The sequence below is a fragment of the Streptococcus sp. HN38 genome, assembly GCF_028335765.1.
Taxonomy (GTDB): domain Bacteria; phylum Bacillota; class Bacilli; order Lactobacillales; family Streptococcaceae; genus Streptococcus; species Streptococcus suis_P.
Map to the genome: position 1 here is coordinate 2404323 of NZ_CP116604.1, position 20941 is coordinate 2425263.

Annotated in this window: 29 protein-coding genes; 4 read left to right on the plus strand and 25 right to left on the minus strand. The window is 40.3% G+C overall.

Annotated elements, in window-relative coordinates:
- Positions 1-4: 4 nt before the first annotated feature.
- From PHA78_RS11805 to PHA78_RS11850, 10 genes are all read right to left on the minus strand, one after another.
- A complete protein-coding gene (locus tag PHA78_RS11805) occupies positions 5-1405 on the minus strand; it encodes a glycoside hydrolase family 1 protein (RefSeq protein ID WP_024376160.1) in 1401 nt (466 codons plus the stop codon).
- Positions 1402-2760 carry a 6-phospho-beta-glucosidase gene (locus PHA78_RS11810; protein WP_024376161.1) on the minus strand — a complete coding sequence of 453 codons (1359 nt, stop codon included), beginning with the start codon at positions 2758-2760 and terminating at the stop codon, positions 1402-1404. Before PHA78_RS11810 ends, PHA78_RS11805 begins: the two co-directional genes overlap by 4 nt.
- 166 nt (positions 2761-2926) lie before the next feature.
- Positions 2927-5428, minus strand: coding sequence for a leucine--tRNA ligase (gene leuS / locus PHA78_RS11815; RefSeq protein ID WP_272158225.1), 2502 nt, complete (start codon positions 5426-5428; stop codon positions 2927-2929).
- Positions 5429-5526: 98 nt separating this feature from the next.
- Positions 5527-5661 (minus strand): hypothetical protein, encoded by a 135-nt coding sequence (locus tag PHA78_RS11820; RefSeq protein ID WP_257213183.1) that lies wholly within the window; start codon positions 5659-5661, stop codon positions 5527-5529.
- Positions 5662-5685: 24 nt separating this feature from the next.
- The gene (locus PHA78_RS11825) at positions 5686-5994 is read right to left on the minus strand and encodes a hypothetical protein (protein ID WP_099808917.1); all 309 of its coding nucleotides are present in this window, start codon (positions 5992-5994) and stop codon (positions 5686-5688) included.
- Between the two features lie 8 nt (positions 5995-6002).
- Entirely contained in the window at positions 6003-6836 is an 834-nt protein-coding gene (locus PHA78_RS11830; protein ID WP_099808918.1) for a GIY-YIG nuclease family protein, read from the minus strand.
- A 162-nt stretch (positions 6837-6998) separates the two neighbouring features.
- The gene (locus PHA78_RS11835) at positions 6999-8891 is read right to left on the minus strand and encodes a M13 family metallopeptidase (protein WP_024409689.1); all 1893 of its coding nucleotides are present in this window, start codon (positions 8889-8891) and stop codon (positions 6999-7001) included.
- Between the two features lie 56 nt (positions 8892-8947).
- Positions 8948-9787: a metal ABC transporter permease gene (locus tag PHA78_RS11840; RefSeq protein WP_024409690.1), complete on the minus strand. Its 840-nt coding sequence runs from the start codon at positions 9785-9787 to the stop codon at positions 8948-8950.
- A complete protein-coding gene (locus PHA78_RS11845; RefSeq protein WP_024409691.1) occupies positions 9780-10640 on the minus strand; it encodes a metal ABC transporter permease in 861 nt (286 codons plus the stop codon). Before PHA78_RS11845 ends, PHA78_RS11840 begins: the two co-directional genes overlap by 8 nt.
- A complete protein-coding gene (locus PHA78_RS11850; RefSeq protein ID WP_272158226.1) occupies positions 10633-11403 on the minus strand; it encodes a metal ABC transporter ATP-binding protein in 771 nt (256 codons plus the stop codon). Before PHA78_RS11850 ends, PHA78_RS11845 begins: the two co-directional genes overlap by 8 nt.
- Before the next feature lie 43 nt (positions 11404-11446).
- On the opposite strand from PHA78_RS11850, the gene PHA78_RS11855 reads away from it, so the two are divergent.
- On the plus strand, positions 11447-11716 hold the full coding sequence (locus tag PHA78_RS11855; RefSeq protein WP_228377842.1) for a hypothetical protein: 270 nt from the start codon (positions 11447-11449) through the stop codon (positions 11714-11716).
- Positions 11717-11956: 240 nt separating this feature from the next.
- On the opposite strand, the gene PHA78_RS11860 is transcribed toward PHA78_RS11855, so the two are convergent.
- The gene (locus tag PHA78_RS11860; RefSeq protein ID WP_002942036.1) at positions 11957-12880 is read right to left on the minus strand and encodes a metal ABC transporter solute-binding protein, Zn/Mn family; all 924 of its coding nucleotides are present in this window, start codon (positions 12878-12880) and stop codon (positions 11957-11959) included.
- Between the two features lie 125 nt (positions 12881-13005).
- Here PHA78_RS11860 and PHA78_RS11865 point away from each other — a divergent pair, with 125 nt between their 5' ends.
- Positions 13006-13665, plus strand: coding sequence for a metal-dependent transcriptional regulator (locus PHA78_RS11865; protein WP_002942034.1), 660 nt, complete (start codon positions 13006-13008; stop codon positions 13663-13665).
- A gap of 13 nt (positions 13666-13678) precedes the next feature.
- On the opposite strand, the gene PHA78_RS11870 is transcribed toward PHA78_RS11865, so the two are convergent.
- The 3 genes from PHA78_RS11870 to PHA78_RS11880 all read right to left on the minus strand — a co-directional run bounded on the left by PHA78_RS11870 (position 13679) and on the right by PHA78_RS11880 (position 15439).
- Positions 13679-13954, minus strand: a complete 276-nt coding sequence (locus PHA78_RS11870) for a hypothetical protein (protein ID WP_024409693.1) — start codon at positions 13952-13954, stop codon at positions 13679-13681.
- Between the two features lie 97 nt (positions 13955-14051).
- On the minus strand, positions 14052-14726 hold the full coding sequence (locus PHA78_RS11875) for a CPBP family intramembrane glutamic endopeptidase (protein WP_272158227.1): 675 nt from the start codon (positions 14724-14726) through the stop codon (positions 14052-14054).
- Between the two features lie 62 nt (positions 14727-14788).
- Positions 14789-15439, minus strand: a complete 651-nt coding sequence (locus PHA78_RS11880; RefSeq protein ID WP_024377607.1) for a CPBP family intramembrane glutamic endopeptidase — start codon at positions 15437-15439, stop codon at positions 14789-14791.
- A gap of 225 nt (positions 15440-15664) precedes the next feature.
- Here PHA78_RS11880 and relB point away from each other — a divergent pair, with 225 nt between their 5' ends.
- Positions 15665-15952: a type II toxin-antitoxin system RelB/ParD family antitoxin gene (gene relB / locus PHA78_RS11885; RefSeq protein WP_024398776.1), complete on the plus strand. Its 288-nt coding sequence runs from the start codon at positions 15665-15667 to the stop codon at positions 15950-15952.
- A complete protein-coding gene (locus PHA78_RS11890) occupies positions 15942-16283 on the plus strand; it encodes a type II toxin-antitoxin system RelE/ParE family toxin (RefSeq protein ID WP_024377605.1) in 342 nt (113 codons plus the stop codon). The genes relB and PHA78_RS11890 overlap by 11 nt, the downstream gene beginning before the upstream one ends.
- Before the next feature lie 94 nt (positions 16284-16377).
- Here PHA78_RS11890 and PHA78_RS11895 read toward each other — a convergent pair whose 3' ends face one another.
- The 11 genes from PHA78_RS11895 to PHA78_RS11945 all read right to left on the minus strand — a co-directional run bounded on the left by PHA78_RS11895 (position 16378) and on the right by PHA78_RS11945 (position 20725).
- Positions 16378-16572 carry a hypothetical protein gene (locus PHA78_RS11895; protein ID WP_099806881.1) on the minus strand — a complete coding sequence of 65 codons (195 nt, stop codon included), beginning with the start codon at positions 16570-16572 and terminating at the stop codon, positions 16378-16380.
- A gap of 21 nt (positions 16573-16593) precedes the next feature.
- On the minus strand, positions 16594-17295 hold the full coding sequence (locus tag PHA78_RS11900; RefSeq protein ID WP_099806880.1) for a CPBP family intramembrane glutamic endopeptidase: 702 nt from the start codon (positions 17293-17295) through the stop codon (positions 16594-16596).
- Between the two features lie 3 nt (positions 17296-17298).
- Positions 17299-17523: a hypothetical protein gene (locus PHA78_RS11905; protein ID WP_099806879.1), complete on the minus strand. Its 225-nt coding sequence runs from the start codon at positions 17521-17523 to the stop codon at positions 17299-17301.
- 40 nt (positions 17524-17563) lie between these two features.
- Positions 17564-18238, minus strand: coding sequence for a CPBP family intramembrane glutamic endopeptidase (locus PHA78_RS11910; RefSeq protein ID WP_099806878.1), 675 nt, complete (start codon positions 18236-18238; stop codon positions 17564-17566).
- Entirely contained in the window at positions 18235-18423 is a 189-nt protein-coding gene (locus PHA78_RS11915; RefSeq protein WP_099806891.1) for a hypothetical protein, read from the minus strand. The genes PHA78_RS11910 and PHA78_RS11915 overlap by 4 nt, the downstream gene beginning before the upstream one ends.
- A 35-nt stretch (positions 18424-18458) precedes the next feature.
- On the minus strand, positions 18459-18641 hold the full coding sequence (locus PHA78_RS11920) for a hypothetical protein (RefSeq protein ID WP_099806877.1): 183 nt from the start codon (positions 18639-18641) through the stop codon (positions 18459-18461).
- Between the two features lie 108 nt (positions 18642-18749).
- Entirely contained in the window at positions 18750-18959 is a 210-nt protein-coding gene (locus tag PHA78_RS11925) for a hypothetical protein (protein ID WP_024398780.1), read from the minus strand.
- A gap of 309 nt (positions 18960-19268) precedes the next feature.
- Positions 19269-19454, minus strand: coding sequence for a hypothetical protein (locus PHA78_RS11930; protein WP_099806876.1), 186 nt, complete (start codon positions 19452-19454; stop codon positions 19269-19271).
- Between the two features lie 46 nt (positions 19455-19500).
- Positions 19501-19662: a hypothetical protein gene (locus PHA78_RS11935; RefSeq protein WP_002942006.1), complete on the minus strand. Its 162-nt coding sequence runs from the start codon at positions 19660-19662 to the stop codon at positions 19501-19503.
- A 40-nt stretch (positions 19663-19702) separates the two neighbouring features.
- Positions 19703-19861, minus strand: a complete 159-nt coding sequence (locus PHA78_RS11940) for a bacteriocin (protein ID WP_099806875.1) — start codon at positions 19859-19861, stop codon at positions 19703-19705.
- A 249-nt stretch (positions 19862-20110) separates the two neighbouring features.
- Complete coding sequence (locus PHA78_RS11945) at positions 20111-20725, minus strand: PBECR4 domain-containing protein (protein WP_099806874.1); 615 nt, start codon at positions 20723-20725, stop codon at positions 20111-20113.
- Positions 20726-20941: the final 216 nt, after the last annotated feature.

The following is a 20941-nucleotide window of genomic DNA, read 5'->3' on the forward strand; positions in this document are numbered from 1 at the left end:
CCTCCTAGCGATGAAAACCATTCGCATCGCTCAATTTCTTGAACCACTTGCCTGATTTCTTAACAATTCTTTCCTGCGTGTCTAGATCCAGTTCAACTAATCCATAGCGATTCTTGTATGCATTTAACCAAGACCAGCAATCAATAAAGGTCCATAACATGTATCCCTTACAATTCGCTCCTTCTTGGATAGCTCGATGCAATTCAACTAAATGATCTTCGATAAATTCAATCCGGTAATCATCTTGAATGAGTCCATTGTCTTTAAACGCGCTCTCTCCTTCAACTCCCATACCATTTTCTGTTACAAACCATTCGATATTATGGTAATTTTCCTTAATATTTATCGCAATATCATATATCCCTTTTTCATAAATCTCCCAACCTCTATGCGGATTCATTTTTTTACCTGGCATATCATATGGGGCAAAGAAATGTTCCGGAGTAAGAGGCTCTCCCTCTTTCCAACTATTGGTTGGAGCGTGTACCCGAAGAGGTTGATAATAATTCACCCCTAGGAAGTCCACACGATTTTCCTTAATAATGGCTAGTTCCTCGTCGCTGACCTCTGGCATTAGACCATATGCATCAATCAGTTTGACCAATTCATCTGGATATTCTCCTAGCACAGACGGATCCAGAAAGCTCTTTGTTTGAAACAATTCTGCAATTCGAGCTGCTTTTATATCCTCTGCTTGCTCACTACGAGGGTAGGCTGGAGTTAGATTCAAGACAATAGCAATTTTTTTATGAGGATTTACCTCATGGCAAGCCTTTACAGCTAAAGAACTTGCCAACTGTGTATGATAAGCCACCGCAACTGCCGCTTTTGCATCAACTTTACATGGATAATGATAATTTCCTAGATAACCACACTCTACTGGAACAATCGGCTCATTAAAGGTAATCCAACGATCGACTAAGTCATCAAACAATTCAAAACATGTACGTGCATAGGCTTCGTAAGCTCGAACAATTTCCTTATTTTCCCAACCACCTTTTTCTTGTAAACAATAGGGAAGATCAAAATGATAAAGATTGACAAAGAGTTGAATTCCCTTTGCTCTTACCAAAGAAAAAACCGAACGATAGAAGGACACCGCCTCTTGATTAATTTCTCCAGTACCTGTTGGTATGAGACGCGACCATTGAATGGAAGTCCGAAATACAGTGTGCCCAGTTTCAACTAATAAATCAATATCTTTTTCATAATGTTTGTAAAATGTTGATGTTTGACTAGGGCCAATTTTGTTATGAAATCTTTCAGGCTCAATACTATACCAATAATCCCAATTGTTTTGTCCCTTTCCATCACCTGGCTCAATTCCTTCACTTTGAGGTCCTGATGTAGAAGAACCCCACAAAAAATTTGTTGGAAATTGATAAAATACCTTGTCTTTCGTCATTGATTGTTCCTTCTCTCTTTTATGTGTTGTATAGCTGGTGCAAATTGTGGCAAATAGTCCTCATGTGCAAGTAACATATCTTGCAATAGCGCCTCAGCTTGTGGTCCATTTGAAATAAGCGGGTTGAGTGTAAAAGCTTGTAAAGCCAGTGAATAATCACCTGTCATTGCTGCCCGAACAGTGACAAGCTCCATTTGCTTCATCAGTTGTAAATAGCCGGTTACAATCGGCGGAGTTGGTGGACAGGCTAGTGGAGTTGCTCCTTGCGCAGAGATAATCGAGGTGACTTCTACCACACAATTTTCAGGTAGATAGGGAATAACTCCTCTATTTACAGTAGATACGGTCAATTCTTCTTTACTATCATTATGGATAGCACAAATGATTTGACAGGCAACATCACTATAGTAGGCACCCCCACGTAGTTCCAGCTGTTTTGGTTTGTCTTTCAATTGTGGGTCTTTATAAAGCTCAAACAATTCTGTCTCTACTTCTTGCACAACCTTGGCTCGTACATTACCCTGACGATACTGTTCCAAAGCATCCTCTAACATTTCTTGTTCCAAAAAATAATAACGATGGTAATCACATGGCAACATTCCAATCGTCCGAAGCAATTGAATAGGAAACTCTAGATTGGTAATATTTTTGACTGCTTCTGGCGTCTCCTTTCTCAAATCCCCATACAATGTTTCTAAGACTACTTGCGTACGATTTTCCCCATACTTATCCCAAACTTCATGAAAGTGAAAATGATTTAACCCAATATGGCGCGTACTTAGGTCTCCTTCTGATTGGCCTAAAATCTGAGCAGCAAGTTTCTTTTGACCAATAGGGATATTACACAGACCAATTACTTTCTTCCAGTGGAGTTCATTAGCAATGGCTTCCGTTACGATACCAGCAGGATTCGTAAAATTAATCAACCAAGCATTCGGACACAAGTCTTTCATATCCTTGATAATCCCTTTATATGCTTCAATGGTCCTAAAAGCTTTAAAGATTCCTCCAGCCCCATTGGTTTCTTGCCCCAGCATCCCATAACTCAAGGGAATGGTCTCATCTAAGTATCTTGCAGGTAGTTGGCCAACTCGGAACTGAGACGTTACAAAATCAGCCTCTAACAATGCTTCTCTTCGGTCTAAGGTCGATTCTATTTTCCAGTCCAAACCTGCTTTTTTGACCATGCGCCGTGCTAAATTAACAACGATTTCCTGTTTTTGGGCTCCCTGTTCAACATCAACAAACCACCATTCTCGAATGGGTAATTGATGTGCACGAAGAATCATACCTTCAACCAATTCTGGAGTGTAACTTGAGCCGCCACCGATTGTCACTAATTTGATTGTCTTCATAACCTCCCCTTCTTCTTGTTTTTAATATATCCTTATTATATGATCCATCTAGTAAATTGTAAACCAATACCTGCCCTTTGTTTTTCCGTATCACAACGGAAAAAAAGCTGTTCCTCCTCTAGAAAACGCAAAAACGACCTCCCCTACGGAAGTCGTTTTCATATTATTATTTCACTACAATATTAACTAATTTGTTTGGAACCGTAATCACCTTCACCACTGTTTGCCCAGCGATTTCAGCTTGGACTTTCTCGTCTGCAAGGGCAACTTTTTCAAGTTCAGCTGGTGCTAAGTCTTTGGCTACGGTCAAGCGAGCTTTTACTTTGCCTTTGATTTGGACAACGATTTCCACTTCGCTTTCCACCAGCTTGCTTTCGTCATATGTTGGCCAAGCGACGTAGCTGATTGACTGACCTGTATTTGCCAGACCCTGCCAGAGTTCTTCTGCCAAGTGCGGTGCAAATGGGGCAATCAATTGGACAAAGCCTTTGGCGTAGTCGACATAAAGCTTGTCTTCCTTGTTGGCTGCGTTGACAAAAATCATGAGCTGGGCGATAGCCGTGTTGAATTTCAGATCTTCAATATGCTCTGTCACCGTCTTCACAGTTTCATTGTAAACTTTATCAAGCGCTCCGCTATTTTCCGCCACAATCTCCTTGGTCGTCAAGAGGCGATAAACACGGTCAAGGAACTTACGGCTACCTTCAAGACCTTCTTCTGACCAGGCGATTGACGCATCAAGTGGGCCCATGAACATCTCGTAAACACGGAGGGTATCCGCACCGAACTGCTCGACCACATCGTCTGGATTGACCACGTTTTTAAGGGACTTAGACATCTTAGCAGGTGCCTGCTCCAACTCCTCACCAGTTTCGATGTTGAAGAAAGAACCATCACGTTTTTCAACCTTATCTGTCGCCACAAGGGCACCACGGCTGTCACGGTAGCTAGTTCCCAAAATCATGCCCTGGTTAAAGAGTTTTTGGAATGGCTCTTTGGTCGGCACAACGCCAAGGTCATAGAGGAACTTGTGCCAGAAGCGAGCGTAGAGCAGGTGAAGGACTGCGTGCTCGGCACCACCGATGTAAATATCCACCGGCAACCAAGCCTTGAGAAGCTCCTCGTCTGCCAATTTCTCGTCGTTGTGCGGGTCGATATAGCGGAGGTAGTACCAGCTAGAGCCCGCCCATTGCGGCATGGTGTTGGTCTCACGGCGACCTTTAACACCGTCTTCACGCACCACTTCCAACCAGTCTGTCAAGTTAGCAAGAGGTGACTCCCCTGTACCTGAAGGCTTGATGTCTGAGGTTTTTGGCAATACCAGAGGTAACTCATTTTCAGGTACTGCTGTGGAAGTGCCGTCTTCCCAGTGGATGATTGGAATTGGCTCACCCCAATAACGCTGGCGGCTGAAGAGCCAGTCGCGGAGGCGGTAAGAAATTTTCTCCTGACCGACACTATTTTCTTCCAGCCAAGCCACCATTTTGGCAATAGCTTCTTCCTTGTTAAGACCGTCTAAGAAGTCAGAGTTGATATGAATGCCATCTTCTGTATAAGGGGCTTCGTCTACATTGCCACCTTCCAGAACTGGAATGATGTCCAAACCAAACTGTTTAGCAAATTCCCAGTCACGCTCATCGTGGGCAGGAACGGCCATGATAGCACCTGTTCCGTAGCTTGCCAGTACATAGTCGGCAATCCAGATTGGAATTTCTTTACCGTTGACAGGGTTAATCGCGTAGGCACCAGTCCAAACACCTGTCTTGTCTTTAGCCAGGTCAGTACGAGCCAGGTCTGATTTGAGAGAGGCTTGGCGTTTGTATTCTGCCACAGCTTCTGCTTGTTCAGCTGATGTGATACTATCTACCAAGTCATGCTCAGGGGCAAGGACTGCGTAGGTCGCACCAAAAAGAGTATCTGGACGGGTAGTAAAAACTGTGAAGTCCTTGTCTGTGTCCTTGATTTTGAAGGTCACATTGGCACCCGTTGACTTGCCGATCCAGTTGCGTTGCATGTCCTTGATAGACTCTGGCCAATCAACTTCTTCTAGGTCATTAAGCAAACGCTCTGCATAGGCCGTGATTTTCAACATCCATTGACGCATTGGCTTGCGGACAACTGGATAACCACCACGTTCAGACGTTCCGTCAGGAAGGACCTCTTCATTGGCGATAGCTGTTCCCAATTCCTCTACCCAGTTGACAGGCACTTCTGCCTCGTAGGCGAGGCCTTTTTCATACAACTTAGTGAAAATCCACTGAGTCCACTTGTAGTAGTTAGGGGCAGTCGTATTAACCTCGCGGTCCCAGTCGTAAGAAAAGCCAAGGGCGTTAATCTGACGTTTGAAGTTAGCAATGTTTTCTGCTGTAAAGTCAGCCGGGTCATTTCCCGTGTCCATAGCATATTGCTCTGCTGGCAAACCAAAGGCATCCCAACCCATTGGGTGAAGAACGTTGTAGCCTTGGGCACGCTTGTAACGACTGAGAATGTCGGTCGCCGTATAGCCCTCAGGGTGACCAACGTGCAAGCCAGCACCAGACGGATAAGGGAACATATCTAGGGCGTAAAAGTTTGGCTTTTCTGCGTCTGTTCCCGTCTTAAAAGTGTGATTTTTCGCCCAAAATTCCTGCCATTTGGGCTCGATTTCCTTGTGATTGTAGAAGCTCATATCATTTCTCCAATAAAATTGATTATTTTCTTATTATATCACGAAATCAGGAAAGAAAAAAGCAGGATTGTAAACCCTGCTAAAATGAGAAGATTAGATTATCTTTTGAGTTCTACACGATAATTTCCATATAAACTTTTAACGTATTCTTCTGCATATTTTTTACCTTCTGGCCCTAAAAAGGGACCGGCATAAAGGTTCCCAAATTGATCCACTACAATCCATTCTTGCATAGTAGTCACCTCCCTTCCTTTTATTTACAAATCATCTAAAGATAGTCTACCTGTTCGCAAATCACATTCAATATCCTTAGCAAATTTTTCCGTTAGACGCTTCCTGTTGTACAATTCTTTTACCCGTCGAGTGACATCCAGACAGATTACCTCTCCGTCATCGTCTATCTCCACCTCTATTTTCCCTGGGCGATAAATTGTCCAGTTACCATTGCCTTTTCCCAACTCCCTAACAAAAAATCCTTCTGGGCGCCATTTCTTTAGTACAAATTTCAGCGTTCCCTGATCCGCAAATGAGACACGTGGTGTAAAAATAACTCTGTTTACTTTCATATCTTCCCCTAGTTTGCATTGTAGCCAAACTCTCTCGTTTTCAAGGTTTCCTTCCACCAAGATTCACGGGCTAATATAAGATGGTCATCTACTCTGCCATTATAATTTTCCAGAAGGCTATATTGAAAATTGGTCTTGACATAGTCAAATCCCTGCTCCTTAACAAGCTGACGCAGTTCTTGATTCCCGCCATGTCCGTTAAGGACATAAGCTTGCCAACGCGACAAAAGCATACCGCTATCACTAGTAGCAGAACCTACATAATGCTTGCCCGTTTGTTTATCAGTCAACAAGTAAACTGCTTTCTGATTACCGAGTGCTGTCAACCAATCCTGCTTTTGCAAACGGAAAATACTCTCTAGTTGGTAATAAGATAGACGAATATTGTCATAGCCAGGAAAATCATCGCCCGTCCAAGGCGTAGGGAGCAGTTCTCTAATCACGATATCCTTTGCAGAACGCTCAAAATAACGCACTGTAGAAATCCCCACTTTAAAATCAATAATTAGACGATCAAAATAGGCAGAAAATTCCTCCCGCACCTTGCCTTCATAAGATTTACCAGAAGTTACAGGCAACTGCTCCGTTATTTCCTTCACCGTTGTTAATAACCATTTATTGTGACCGACTTTAATAAAATTGACCACTATCTCTCCAACACGGAAATAGTTTTTTCCTTCTGGATTGTAAAAAATATTCCAATTATTTACTTGTTCTTTGTCCGCTAAATAATAGGACTTTGTATAATCCACACTACCTTCCCAAACATGAAAACGCAGCTTTACTTTGGGTAAGTCTTCATCAGAAAAATGAAATAAATCTTTTAAGGTTAAAGTGTTCATCATTTTCTCCTTTACCTCTGGGTTAAGTATTGACTGGTAAGTCAATACTTGGTATACGTAGTATATCAAGTCAAAGCTTTTCTTAGTGACAAATTTACATGAGCTATCTTTGCTGAATGACAAAAATACCTAGTGCACGTCAACACTAGGTATTTCTTTATTTTACCAAATAATCACGCGGTCTTCTTTTGCACGCCACATGCCGTCGCCTTCTTGAACGCCAAACGTTTCATGGAATTCATCGAAGTTTGGCAACTGGATGTTGGTGCGTAGGTGACCTGGTGCGTGGACATCCACACTAGCCAACATCTGCATGAACTCAGGACGGGCCTTCATCCGCCAGATGCGAGCAAAGTTGGTGAAAAACTCTTCTGCGGAGAAGTCGTCCTCCGACTTCGCTGCTTCTAAGGCTGCTGCAATCCCACCAAGGTCGGCAATATTTTCTGACACGGTCAATTTACCATTGATTTTGGCACCGTAGGAATCCTGACCTTCAAACTGGTCAATGACCTGCTGGGTACGGGCTTCAAAGGCAGCATAGTCTTCCTCTGTCCACCAGTTATTCAAGCTACCATGCTCATCAAAGGAAGCACCGTTTGAGTCAAAGGCATGGGAAATCTCGTGGGCAATAACCGCACCGATACCGCCGTAGTTTGCTGATGAAGACTGCTCCAGAGAGTAGAATGGTGCCTGCAAAATGGCTGCTGGAAAGACAATCAAGTTCTTCTGTGGATTGTAGTAGGCGTTGACCATATGAGCTGGCATGCCCCACTCTTTGATGTCCACAGGCTTGTTCCACTTGCTCCAACCATGAGCAATGTCAATCTTGTTTAGCTCAATGGCATTTTCCACCAAGGACTTGCTTGGGTCAACAAGCTTCTTATAATAACGCTCTGGCAAGGCTTCTGGGTAGCCAATGTAAGGCTTGATGACATTAAGTTTGACAATGGCTTTGTCACGCGTCTCTTGAGCCAACCAATCTGCCGTTTCCAAGCGAGATTTATACACCTCAATCATCTTGGCAACCTTGGCTTCCACATCCGCCTTAGCCTCTGGTGAGAATTTTTCCCCTGCATACCAGAGCCCCAAGGCCTGACTAAAGAAACCTTGAGCAAGGTTGTAGGCTGCCTTTTCCCTATTCTGAGCCTGCGGCGTACCAGAAAGGGCACGAGAATAAGCTCCGTCCAAAATCCGAATCTCGTCTGATAGGAAAGAGGTATAGGAACGAGTCGCCGCAAATACCAAACCAGCCTTGAGCAAGTCCCAGTTTTCAGGACTGTAAATCTCATTAGCCGCCTGCCAGAAACGCTCCTCTGGAACGATAATCTTATCAGGCACCTGTCCTAAAAGTTCCTCAAAGAAAGCTGTCAAAGGCAGGTTTGGTACCAAGGCCGCAAATTCTTCCCATTTGTATGGATGATAGAGCTTGGCATACTCTGACCCCTCTTCGTTTGACAGAACATATTTAGCTACAATTGCATCCAAGGCCAAGACCTTATCCAAGAGCTCTGCAATTTCTTCATCGCTGAAACCAAACTTAGGCAAGAGAGCTTCCTGACACTCTCGCCAAGTCTTGAGCAGTGCAGCTCCCTTCTCATGCCCGTCAGCATAGTAGGTCGTATCCGGCAAAATGGTCGCTATGCCATAGGCCCAAAGCACATTGGTCTGGGCATCCATAAAGTCAGGCGACACCCCAAAAGGCATGAAGTTTGGCTTACCTGCCAACTCATATTCTGCCAACTTGCTGGTGAATTCTTCGAAAGAGTTGAGTGCCTTGTACTCTGCAATCAAGGCTTGTGCTGGTTTTGCCCCCAAACGGTCACGGGTTTCATAGTCAGCTACTTGTTTGTGAAAAGCCACAAAGTTTTGCAAAACGCTATCTTCTGGGACATCTTCTCCCGCCAACCAAGCGTTTGTCGTGTCAATCATGAGCTTTTCAATCTCGTCCGCCAGGTCTGAGAAACCACCTGTTCTTGGCTTATCGTCTGGAATCACGGCTGTTTTTGCCCATTCACCATTGACGTATTCGTAAAAATCATCTTGTAAACGTGTCATTGATTTTTCTCCTTTGTCTTTCTTAATGACTATAATAACAAAAAATTCTGACAATTTCACTTATCAGGTGACCATGACCAAGTATTTTTTAGAATAATACTCGAACAAACCACAAGAAGGCTGACAACGGCACAGGTCCCTGACATGGTTAAATCCAGTTGATTGGCCACTAAAAAACCTAGCACAACCGTTAAAATAGCGATACCTTGCCCTAAAAGAAGCAATTGCCAGAAGGATTTGACCCAACGTAGGGCAGCCATACTTGGTGCCACCAAGAAAACAATAACAGTCATCGAGCCAATCGCTTCAAAGGCCAGAACAGTGGTTAAGGAAACTAGAATCAAAATAACCATTTCTAAAATCCTTGTTCGTAAGCCAGACAAACGAGCATGGTTGCTGTCAAATAGGTACACTTGTAAACGATGGTAAGCCCAAACAAAAAATAGAACAATAACCAACCAAGCCAAACTCGACTTGACCAGACTAACAGGGAGTGACCAGGCTAGAACATCCATACGATGGAGCGGAGCAAAAAGTACTTCCCCCTGCAAAACCAGATCCACATCCAAGTGAACATTGCGAGCAAAAAGAGAAATAAGCAAAACCGCCACCGCAAAAAAGAAAGAAAAAACTAGACCTGTTGCGGCATCATGCGCTATCTTTCGACTATGCAGACGGTCAATGGCAAGAACCGATAATAACCCAAACAGACTGGCACCAACTATTAACAATGGCGAATCCAAACTATGACTAATAAAAAATCCCAGAACAATCCCAAGCAAGACAGAATGCGATAGCGCATCTGCCAACATCGATTGATTTTTTACAACCAGTATCGAGCCGAGCAAGCCACAAGAACTAGCAATAACCATCAAAATGAGTAATACTTCAAACACGACCATTCTCCTTTCTGACATAGGTAACATACACAAATGCAGACAGAGTCAGACCTGTCAGACAGACGATAATAGTCGGTCCGGTCGACAAGCCAGATACACTGGAGCTAATCCAGGTCCCTACGAAAGCCGACCCAATTGCAACGATTCCTGCCAGTAATAGACTCTTGTGATACGATTTTCCCAGCATCAAGCCAAAGACAGCTGGTGCAATCAAAAAACTACTCATCAAAATAGCTCCGACTAACTTTAATCCTACTGCAATTAGGCAAATCATCAAAAACATCGTCAACTGCTGCAAGTACTTTACACGAACACCAATAACCCTTGCAAAAGTTTGATCAAACAGATACAGCTTATAGTCTTGATAAAAGAAAGCAAACAATGCCAAAGCCAATAGAGAAATAATTCCGATGAGTATCACATCATCCAGCTGAATAAAGGCTGCCTGTCCAAATAGATAGGTTTGCAATCCAGCTTGGGAAGACCCTGCAAAGGCTTCATTTCCCTGAATAGCATTTTTTAAGACCATTCCCAAACCAAAGAAAGAAGCAGACACCAATGAAAGGGCATTGACTAGGCTGTGACCACCTTTTCGACGCAGCCAATGGACAAGTGCATAAGAAAGGTAGCCTGACAACACTGCTCCTAACAGCAAGTAGAGAGGATGTCGCGACTGAAAAATCATGAAAGAGACAATCACTCCAGGATAAGAAGCATGCCCCAGAGCATCCCCAAGCAAACTCTGTTTAGTAAGAACAGATATACTTCCGATAGTGCTGGCTGCTACAGCTAGGCTTACGGTCCCTAAAGCAACTGTCCAGAAAGAATACTCTTTGAAAACCTCAAACATGACTGCCTCCTTTGGCATTTCCTAGAAACAACCCATTTCCTATGCCGTAGGTCGCCTGATAATTCTCGCTTGTCAAAGTCTCATCCATCGGACCAGAGTCAATCACATGCTTATGAAGCCAGACAAGGTGATCAAAGTAGGCATCCAGCGTCGTTAAGTCATGATGAATGACAATGGAAGTTTTCCCTTCACATTGGAACTCCTTGAGCATATCCATGATCATGATTTCTGTTGCCTGATCAATCCCTGCTAGAGGCTCATCCATAAGATACAATTCTGCTTCCTGTGCCAGGGCTCTGGCTAGAAAGACCCGCTGACGCTGCCCACCTGAAAGCTGGTCAATCTGACGATGGCGTAAATCTGTAATTTTTAACCGTTCTAGAGCCTGCTCAACAATCTGTCTATCAGTCTTAGTCGGTCTTCTAAACATTCCCTTACTATGAGCGAAGCGTCCCATCAGAACAATTTCAAAAACTGTTGCAGGAAATTGCCAGTTCACTTGACTGGATTGGGGAATATAGGCTACTTTTTGAGCAATCAACCTCTCTAGACCTGCCTCCTGACCAAGCAAGCGAACCTGCCCTGTGTCAGGTTTTTCCAACCCCAAAATGACCTTGAATAGACTGGACTTCCCAGCACCATTTGGTCCAACAATAGCCGTCCGACTCCCTCTAGGAATCACCAAATTAACATCTTCTAAAGCCATGGTCTGGCTGGCTGAATATGCTAAATTGACATCTTTTAATTCAATGATTGCTGACATATTTCCTCCTATTTTTAAAAATGATATACCTCATTCATACTCAATGAAAATCAAAATCAGACCAACCTACCAAGCTGAGAAAGTCGATAAGATTAAGATACCGTACCAACAAATTGCTGGCAAACCCTATACATCGCTTATTTCAACACATCAGTACATGAATTTGATTTTCGTAGAGCACCAATGCTTCCTTCAATCGTATGTTTATAAATCTGTTAAAAATGGTCCAAAAACGGAAAGAACTCGACCTAGACCGAGTCCTTTTTACTACTCATTTGAAATCCCTATTCACGCACAGACTACTGATATATAAAGTCCCGCTGTGAACCAAGATTATCGAGGTCTACAAGCGGTATTTCTAGTCAAGGACCTCAATAACTGGTGTGATTTGCTACTAACGCCTATCCTCCCCCAAGCGTTGTCACCTCCTATAGAAAGAGTCCTATACTGCTTGTGCTCGAAACAATTGATTATCCCTCATATTGGTACCTATCAACTCTATCTTCGGTAATATCTCTAGTCTTCATTGAATAGCAAGTCCGTTCGACCTGTACTATTTCAGATATTTAACCATCAGTTTAACATTATGTTTGTACATGTCGATAAAGGTATCCCCTTCCTCGCCTTCTGGTGCCAAAGAATCTGAGAACAACTCCTTACCTTCGCCAGTAACAACTTCAACCTGACCACCTTTGGCTTTTACTGCCTCTTGCAATTTCTCCATGCGTTCTGGATTAGTTGTAGACTCTGTAAAGATAGCCTTGATATTATGGTCAATGATTAGGTTAACTGTCTCAATCATGTCACTATTAGCCACTTCTGAGTCGGTGCTCACGCCCTGAGGAGCATAAAGAGTGAAGTCATAACTAGCAGCAAAGTAATTAAAGGCATCATGTGGTGTTACCAAATAGCGACTTTCTTTTGGAATCACACTTAATTCTTTTTCTACCCAGGCATGCAAATCATCTAGCTGCGCTTGGTATTTTTCTGCATTTTTCTGAATCATCTCAGCTTTAGCAGGTAAGAGTTTTTGTAGTTCCTCTGAAGCTACAGCTACAGCTGACTTGTATAAGGGAATTGAAAACCAGAAGTGCGGATCGACAATCTCTTCCCCATCCTCATCCATCGTATTCAAGTCTTTTGCATTAAAGTTTTTAGAAACAGCTACTCCGGTCTTCTCCAAAGCTTCAACCATTTTACCTTCAAAGTGCAAACCGTGGTAGAGAACAAGGTCAGCCTTTTGTAATTTTGATAAATCACTAGATTTGGCTACGTACAAATGAGGGTCTTCTCCTGCTGGAATCAGCAAATCACGTTCCACCTCATCACCCGCCAGCTGATAGACCATGTCATTGAGGAAGGAAGTAGTCACAGCCACTCTTGGCTTACTGGAGCCTTCTGTGGTTTGCGATGGACGACAAGCTCCTAGCCCTATTAGGGACAATAGCAGAGCAAAACTGAACAATATTTTCTTCATATAGGTTCTCCTTTTATTTTTATTAAGCATACCTAACTATATAATTAGATTAAGCTAAAAAATTCATTTTGTCAACTGATTTTTAAATTTTTTGATATAATAGTTTCAGTAGAAAGCGAGTTCTCATGACACCAAACAAAGAAGATTACCTAAAATGTATTTATGAACTGGGTCAATTAGACCAAAAAATTACCAATAAACTCATTGCAGAGAAGATGGCCTTCTCCGCACCAGCCGTTTCCGAAATGCTCAAAAAAATGGTAGCCGAAGAGCTCATTTCTAAGGATGCCAAGGCAGGTTATCTCCTCAGCCAAACTGCCCTTGAAATGGTAGCCAGCCTCTATCGCAAACACCGCTTGATTGAGGTATTCTTAGTTGAGCAACTTGGCTACTCTCCAGAAGAAGTACATGAAGAGGCTGAGATTTTAGAACACACCGTTTCAGATCACTTTATCAATCGCCTAGACCTGCTACTGGAACAGCCTCAAACTTGTCCTCACGGGGGAAGCATTCCTCAAGCAGGACAACCGCTCATCGAACGCTACCAGACACGGCTATCACAGCTAACTGAGACAGGGAACTACCAGCTTGTCCGTATCCATGACTTCTATCAACTCCTTCAGTACTTGGAACAACATGAGTTAGCTGTCGGCGATTTACTAACCGTCACAGACTTCGACCACTTTGCCCAAACCATCACCATCCAGTACAAGGACAAAGAGCTCGCCGTCCCAACAGCCATCGCTCAACAATTATTCATCGAAAAAAGCAATCGCCCAGCCTAAACAAGCTGAGCGATTATTTTTTCTTCCAATTGCGGAAAATAAATCTGGCCGCAAACAATAGTTGCCCTAGGATATATACCAAACCCAAAAAAGAACCTAGATAAAAACAGCCCAAGAGAAAGTGTGGATGAAAGGTTAGAGGTTGTAGGACAAACATGAGAATCCCTACCAAGCCCCACCGCATGCCCCAGGTCATCTTTCTCTGAATCAACCATTCCAGCCAATCTTCTCCAACTGAACTTCTGGTTTCCAGATACTCTTGATTAAGGTCTTGAAAAAATTTTCTCATATTCTTGCTCACCTCTGCACTTGATAGTTAGCAATTATAAAATTGCTGGTTTCCTCTTAGTATACAGGCATTTCCGCAAAATGTCTACTGTCAATTTTTATCCACCAATCTGCACCAAACCAAATAAAATTTGGAGGAATAAAATGGAGGCATTATAGAAGCTATGTGCAAGGATAGTATCCGTCATTCGTCTATTGCACATATACAGATAACCCAGATAAGCCCCTGTGATAAAGTGACCTAAAAATGCCACCGAAAAGCTCCAAGTATGACAATAGGCAAATAGAAGGGCAGAAAATACGATGACCATTTGAGGATGCTTAGGAAAATACTGGGCTGTCTTTTCTAACAAAATCCCTCTGTAAAGAAATTCTTCTAAAACTGGAGCAAACAAGACAACTGAGAGAGCTATCACCCCAAAATTGTCTGAATTTAACTGATTGACTGTATCCAAGGCGTTAGAATCACTAGGACTAAGACCCAAATACTGCCAAAGGAGGTTCAGGCAAGTTTGTCCAGTAAATACCAGTGCTGTCATACCGACTATTTTTAAAACATTCAGCTTCTCTCTTGAAAAGACTTGATGCTTCATCATTCCTCGTCTGATGACAGAAAGTAGTGCCAATATTGCAAGACCAAGCCCTATCATGACTGCAAGTTTTAAAAGCATATTCTCTTGAAAGGCTGTTATCCCCACATAAACTGGAAATTGAATGAGCAAAGTGAGCAACAAGGTACCCACAGCTAAACCGATGGATTTTATTATTTTCATATTCTCTCTCCTTTCCATTGTCGTTTATAGCCTACTCAATTTTTTTCACAATATTCACACCTTTATATACTTATAACATTTAAAACGGTCACAATACTGTTCGACAAGATATGTGCCACTATCGGATATTTGAGATCGTTCGTTTTATAGTAAATCCAAGAAAACAAAAATCCTGGAAAAAGTGCCGACCAGAAACTAAAAGAAATTTCATAACTATGTACAAAAGCAAATAAAATGGCTGTAATTAACACGCTAATGATTGGATAGTGCTTACTCCTTATTCTCTCCTGAAAGATTCCCCTATAGAGATACTCTTCTCGGATAGGAGAGAGAATATTTGTACTAAGCAAGACCATCCAGCCATATTTGGACTGAAATAGCTCAAGCATACTACTATTATCAACCGTCGAGCCAGATAATCGCAAGGAAACATTTAATAGTACAATTTTAATAATGATTACCAAAATAACCAATCCAAACAGTTTAATATAACTATAGTTTTTCACTTCTAGATTGTAATCACGATACTTTTTACGCAAAGTATCTAATAGCCAAAAAACCAAGATAGTGAGTAAAATCCAACAAATAACATGGATGAGATAACCAATTAAAGTATCATCCATATTCCCCCAACTCATCTCAGCAATGAAGGGGACTTGTATGACTAAGGTTAACAATAAAACCTGTACGATGCTTTTTATCCAATGAACCATTGCTACTCTCCCTTTCTAATCCAATCTTTTTATAAACTTAGTATATAGCAAATCAACACACTATTCTCATTCCTGTCACGAACGGTCGTTATTTTGTAATGAATGACCATTTTTTTGAATTCACCGAATAGCATCCAAGATATTTAGCTCAAGATTATCGATTGACAAATGTAAAACAAATAGCTACACTATTGTTATACATATTAGAATTTGGAGTTGAAGATAATGGCAGGATTGGTTAGGGATAGACAGTATAATTTTAGAGTAAATGCACAATTACTGGAACAAGCAAAAATAATCTTATCGGAAAAAGATATGACCCTTTCTGATGCTCTTAATTTATTTGTAGAAAGGGTGGTGGAAGAGCAAGATTTGCCAATAAAAACGGTAGAAGAGGCACGTGCAGAGGCTTTTCTTGATGAGTTGATTGCAGAGCTTGATGAAGGCTACCAAGAAGTTTTATCAGGACACACGACACCTGCTCGTGAGGTATTCGCCAAATATGGTCTATGAAGTACATTTATCTGCTAAAGCCGAACAAGATTTAGAGGAAATCTACCAGTATTATGTCCGTGAATTTTCAGAATCAAGTGCTCGAAAGGTGCTTGCATCTCTGAGCACAGCTATCTTGACCTTAGAAATATTTCCAGAGGGATATATTGACCTTGACGCTCGTCTGGGACAAGCATTATTCCCAGAAGGAAAAACAAGGATGATTCCTGGAAAACAGCACCTCATCTTCTATTTGATTCGTGGCTCTCGTGTAGATGTCCTTCGCATTAGAGGAGCAAGAACAGACTACCTAAACAACCTAGACAATCTATTCAAGCAAACCCTCAAATAACGAGATACTTTCCCCCCTTCAACAAGTCTAACGAAACGAGTGTGAATAAAAAGCTGATTGCTCAGCTTTTTTCATTTTATTTTCTACCACTCCCTCATCCAAAAACAGAATATAGAAATTCCCCGAATTCTTGCCCTGCTGAATAAATCGCTGGTACAAGAACTGATCCAAGTGTCATCAAGGTCAGAGCTACTCCTACCCAGACCAAGAATTTCATTGCAAACGTAGAAGACTCATAAGCTGTTTCAACTTCTTGGTATTTTTTATCTAATTTTTCCATCATTGTCATAACTGAACTCCTTTAACATCACTAACCAAACAGTACCAATAAGTAACCAATAATTGAGAAGATAACCATCAAGCTATTGTTCAAGATATGAACAATAATCGCATCCACAATATTGCCACGACGAGCATAGGCCAAATAGAAGACTGCCCCAAGCAAGAAGTAAAGTGGCAACTCAATTGGATGAATCGCATGAAGAAGAGCAAAGACAGCTGAACTGATTATCAATTTTAGCCATTTTTGATGTTCTTTGAAGAAATAACTGCTAAACAAACCTCTGAAAACAAGCTCTTCCATAAAAGGAGCAAAGACACCTATTGCAATATGAAAGGCAATAAAGTATAGCGGAAACATCTTCGCCAATTGCTCATTTGTAGCCAAAAGTGCTGCATCGTTGGCTGTGGTAGCATTACCAGTTACCAATTGGGTCAATAACGTTCCGCCAATACCGACAACCCGTCCGGCCAAGAAAAATAGCAGAGCAAACCCAAAATCTTTCCAAGTAAATGTGAACCGTTTTTGCTGGTCAGGTAGACCTTTCTTATACCGTTTCCAAGTCCACACCACAATAGCCGTCGCAATGACCAGATAGCCAATGCCAGAAACCCACTGCATGACACCTGACATCGAATCCTGTATGGCAATCAATCGCATCGGAGTTATGTTAATCGCAATGATGACAAGAATTAAACCAATAAATTTTAATATATTTTTAACACGTTTCATAAGCTATTCATCCTTTTTAGTCTTGCTCACTTTCATTAGAAAATACAATGCAATAAAGAGCGTTGGATAGAAACTAGATGAGAAAACATCTACTGTTTTTCCAAGAACAAGCCAAACCACTAGGTGAATAAGAACGGCAGTGACCAAAATTCCTACAACAAGCCCTTGCAAGAACTGCATAATTTTATTCGTTTCTTTGATAGTTATCATTTGATGTTTGTTTTCCATTTTCATTTCTCCTTTTCATTAATAATGTTATTCTGTCGGATTATCCCAGCAAAATAACAACCATAACTACTGCGAAATTGTGTAAACAATGTGCAATACTAGATACTCTAATATCATCAGTTGAATAATAAGCTAGTCCATAAATTAGAGAACTTATTAACTGACTATTAAATGCAATTTGATAATCATGACTATACGAAAATATGAGAGAAGTAACAACAATAGAACCCCAACCTATATAACGTGATAGTTTCTCTTGAAGAATTCCTCTATATAAAATTTCTTCCAAAATAGGCTGAGTAACGATTGTGGTTAAAAGATACAATATAAAGACTATCGGTCTTTCCTTCATTTCCAGTATTTGTGTCGGAACTGATCCTACATTATAGCCATTTCCAACATATAGAATCGTCACATATACTAATGTCAAAAAAAGTGTCACTGATGAGTAGATAACTAGACTTTTTTTATTTATTTTTCCTTGTTTAAACGTAATATCCAGTCGTTTAGCAAAAGATGATAGAAACCAAAGCGATAATAATACAAAAGCAATACACACTATAATTCGAATAGTATCTCCTGTAAGATTATTACTAACATGGATACGATCATCGCTAAAAGTTGATACAACCGGTGTTTGAGTAAATATAGATAAAAACATAAACCCAAAAATAGATATCAAAACATAGCCACACTTTTTTAAAATATTAATCATTCTATCAACCCCACTTTAACACCCACAAGTATATTTTTCTTATTCCATCCATCAAGAAATGAGCATACACCTGCAAATACTTTTTCGGCAACTTTAATAATATCTCCACCGAGATTAATGCCTACTTTACCACCTACACTATTTTCCAATTCTACTTGACTAAGTTCTTGATGTTTGTTTTCCATTTTCATTTCTCCTTGTTCTTGTTTTCTATACAAACTTACTTTTCCTTGTTTTGTTCCTTATTTGTAAAAATGGCAAAAGCGATGATTAGTCCTGGATTACTGACTGCTAAAATATTGAAATAGTCTTTAATGTTTTCATCTGACAAATTCGCACAGATTTTAAAAACTATCCAAAGCACAACGGGAATCAAAACTGCATAGAGTTTTTTATTCTTCATCTTCAATTCTCCTGTTCTTATTTTTTACACTCTTAGTATAAGCCAAATCAGCACTATTTTTTCATCCATGTCATGAACTGTCGATATTTTGTAATGAATGACCATTTTTTATCGATTCATTAAGTTGTGATATAGTTTTTTGCAAAATTTCTCTAATTTTTCTTCAACGAGAACAAATAGATACAGTCCATAGGGAGTTATGAAGCGTGGTACAAAATTCTTGGTGACAAGTAAGTACAGCACATACAAGGTATAGACTATCATAGCGACATGTAGCAATTGTTCTTCTGTCATAGCAATTTTCTTTTTCACTGTCATCTCATTTCTCCTTGTTCTTATTTTTTACACTCTTAGTATAGACCAACACACCACCATTTTTTCATCCATGTCATGAACGGTCGTTATTTTGTAATGAACGACCATTTTTTCATTTAGTCGTTTTCTTACTTCTCTTTTTTTCAATCATCGATAGAACGATGACTGAAAACAGCGGTGGAACCAAATAACTAATTTCGCTAAAATGAATAACAAATCCTATAACAGACAACCATTTAAGAAAAAACATATTAAAGATAAATAAGGCAAGGAAAAGTGTCCCGAGTTTCAACATCCTTTTCAGCTCTTTACTCATACTTCATCCCCACCTTTCCCATATTTATCCACTAAATGGGACACAATGACGGAAATGACCGCAACCGTGACTCCATTTAAGTAATGGTTGTGAAGAGGCTGTAAAATACTTGTTAGCTGTAAAATACTTGTTACAGGAATAGAAATCACAACAATCAAAAGAAGTTTAATAAGCCAAATCATAAAATTATTCCTCCTACGATACGCGTATAAATCATCTCATCATTTACTAAAACCAAAGTGCAAGAGCCTGACCAAATTCATAACCAATTTGATATAGGGTATCAATGAGAGACGGAATATCAATCACACTAACCAAAAGTAACAAGAGCAAAACTTTTTCACGCTCTGACCACGGTTGACTATCCTTAACAGTTTTCATTTTTTTCATCGCTTTCTCTCCTTTAAAATTTCCTATCCTATCAACATATTTACGGTAAAACTGCATTCACAAAACTACGCCCAAAATCTCTACCTGCTTGGTAAATGGTTTGAAAAATAGGCGGATAAATGGTCAATAAGCCAACAATAATCAACACCATGTAGATTGTTTTTTTATTTCCTTTGAAGTATGTTTTTATAGTATTCATGTTCCTCTCCTTGTTCTTATTTTCCTTGTTTCTTTACACATTCAGTATAAGCTAACTCAGCCCTATTTTTTCATCCATGTCATGAACTGTCGATATTTTGTAATGAATGACCATTTTTTCGAGAAAATGCAAAAAAATCCAGCCTTTCGACTGGACTTACATCTATAAATCTTATTCTAAAAACACCAACTCCTGAACAAATCGATGATTGCTACTGTCCGTTGACAAAGTAAATTGTGGATAGTTGTTTTACCTTTGCACAACATCACATTTTTTTGTAACTGATTTAATAATTTTTCTAGTCTGCTTAAAACTATATTCCTTATCATGATTTAGTTGGTCTGTCTTAAATAAAGAAATAGGAACATAATAGTCAGACGACTCATCCTTCCTTATAAACAAATAGTAACGTTTAGGATTTTCCATATGGGGCTGGAATTCAATAAGATAGTCCCACTTTATATGCGTTCTAACTCCAAATTGATTGGTATATTTCCAGTAACTATTTTTTGAGATAAGGGTGTCCAAAAAATAAGTTAGCTCTCTCGCTAATTCCAATCGTCCTTTTAAATCATAAAATTGCCCTGAGGTACTAATTTTTTTATAATAATTATTCTGACTAATATCTCCGTACAAAACCTGCTTTTTCAAGTTTTTAAACAACAAAGCCTTATCAACGATACTTTTAGATTTTCCAGACTCAGTATAGCGATTCAAATTTTCTAAGTATTGAAATCCAAGGAGATGATAGAAATTTTTTGTTTCAAATTTTAAAGAAATGACTTCATCGCTAAACTCAAAATCATAAACAGAATTTTCTAAAGAATAACAAGTTCTAATAGCTTCTGAAAATAACGTTTCCATAGTCTCTCCTCACATAATCAAAAATGAGACTCTCTTTGAGAGTCCCATTTTTTTCCGGCTTAAGTTCTCGTTCGCGGTAACCGTCCCCAAATCGATAGCTCATTACTTTAATCACGAGATAACTAAAGTACATCAACGCTTATGCAATAATTATATTATAAAAGCTACTAATTGTCAACAAAAATCTTGTCTTCTCAGCTTTTTTGAATAAACAAA

Bases quoted from the DNA above. Each gene is read 5' to 3' on its own strand.
- PHA78_RS11805 (WP_024376160.1), bottom strand. From the start codon at position 1,405: ATGACGAAAGACAAGGTATTTTATCAATTTCCAACAAATTTTTTGTGG.
- PHA78_RS11930 (WP_099806876.1), bottom strand. From the start codon at position 19,454: ATGATTTGGCTTATTAAACTTCTTTTGATTGTTGTGATTTCTATTCCT.
- leuS (WP_272158225.1), bottom strand. From the start codon at position 5,428: ATGAGCTTCTACAATCACAAGGAAATCGAGCCCAAATGGCAGGAATTT.
- relB (WP_024398776.1), top strand. From the start codon at position 15,665: ATGGCAGGATTGGTTAGGGATAGACAGTATAATTTTAGAGTAAATGCA.
- PHA78_RS11925 (WP_024398780.1), bottom strand. From the start codon at position 18,959: ATGACAGTGAAAAAGAAAATTGCTATGACAGAAGAACAATTGCTACAT.
- PHA78_RS11855 (WP_228377842.1), top strand. From the start codon at position 11,447: ATGAAAATCAAAATCAGACCAACCTACCAAGCTGAGAAAGTCGATAAG.
- PHA78_RS11850 (WP_272158226.1), bottom strand. From the start codon at position 11,403: ATGTCAGCAATCATTGAATTAAAAGATGTCAATTTAGCATATTCAGCC.
- PHA78_RS11945 (WP_099806874.1), bottom strand. From the start codon at position 20,725: ATGGAAACGTTATTTTCAGAAGCTATTAGAACTTGTTATTCTTTAGAA.
- PHA78_RS11940 (WP_099806875.1), bottom strand. From the start codon at position 19,861: ATGAATACTATAAAAACATACTTCAAAGGAAATAAAAAAACAATCTAC.
- PHA78_RS11860 (WP_002942036.1), bottom strand. From the start codon at position 12,880: ATGAAGAAAATATTGTTCAGTTTTGCTCTGCTATTGTCCCTAATAGGG.
- PHA78_RS11900 (WP_099806880.1), bottom strand. From the start codon at position 17,295: ATGAAACGTGTTAAAAATATATTAAAATTTATTGGTTTAATTCTTGTC.
- PHA78_RS11920 (WP_099806877.1), bottom strand. From the start codon at position 18,641: ATGAAGAATAAAAAACTCTATGCAGTTTTGATTCCCGTTGTGCTTTGG.
- PHA78_RS11845 (WP_024409691.1), bottom strand. From the start codon at position 10,640: ATGTTTGAGGTTTTCAAAGAGTATTCTTTCTGGACAGTTGCTTTAGGG.
- PHA78_RS11895 (WP_099806881.1), bottom strand. From the start codon at position 16,572: ATGACAATGATGGAAAAATTAGATAAAAAATACCAAGAAGTTGAAACA.
- PHA78_RS11905 (WP_099806879.1), bottom strand. From the start codon at position 17,523: ATGGAAAACAAACATCAAATGATAACTATCAAAGAAACGAATAAAATT.
- PHA78_RS11935 (WP_002942006.1), bottom strand. From the start codon at position 19,662: ATGAAAAAAATGAAAACTGTTAAGGATAGTCAACCGTGGTCAGAGCGT.
- PHA78_RS11835 (WP_024409689.1), bottom strand. From the start codon at position 8,891: ATGACACGTTTACAAGATGATTTTTACGAATACGTCAATGGTGAATGG.
- PHA78_RS11875 (WP_272158227.1), bottom strand. From the start codon at position 14,726: ATGAAAATAATAAAATCCATCGGTTTAGCTGTGGGTACCTTGTTGCTC.
- PHA78_RS11810 (WP_024376161.1), bottom strand. From the start codon at position 2,760: ATGAAGACAATCAAATTAGTGACAATCGGTGGCGGCTCAAGTTACACT.
- PHA78_RS11830 (WP_099808918.1), bottom strand. From the start codon at position 6,836: ATGAACACTTTAACCTTAAAAGATTTATTTCATTTTTCTGATGAAGAC.
- PHA78_RS11870 (WP_024409693.1), bottom strand. From the start codon at position 13,954: ATGAGAAAATTTTTTCAAGACCTTAATCAAGAGTATCTGGAAACCAGA.
- PHA78_RS11820 (WP_257213183.1), bottom strand. From the start codon at position 5,661: ATGCAAGAATGGATTGTAGTGGATCAATTTGGGAACCTTTATGCCGGT.
- PHA78_RS11915 (WP_099806891.1), bottom strand. From the start codon at position 18,423: ATGGAAAACAAACATCAAGAACTTAGTCAAGTAGAATTGGAAAATAGT.
- PHA78_RS11865 (WP_002942034.1), top strand. From the start codon at position 13,006: ATGACACCAAACAAAGAAGATTACCTAAAATGTATTTATGAACTGGGT.
- PHA78_RS11825 (WP_099808917.1), bottom strand. From the start codon at position 5,994: ATGAAAGTAAACAGAGTTATTTTTACACCACGTGTCTCATTTGCGGAT.
- PHA78_RS11910 (WP_099806878.1), bottom strand. From the start codon at position 18,238: ATGATTAATATTTTAAAAAAGTGTGGCTATGTTTTGATATCTATTTTT.
- PHA78_RS11880 (WP_024377607.1), bottom strand. From the start codon at position 15,439: ATGGTTCATTGGATAAAAAGCATCGTACAGGTTTTATTGTTAACCTTA.
- PHA78_RS11890 (WP_024377605.1), top strand. From the start codon at position 15,942: ATGGTCTATGAAGTACATTTATCTGCTAAAGCCGAACAAGATTTAGAG.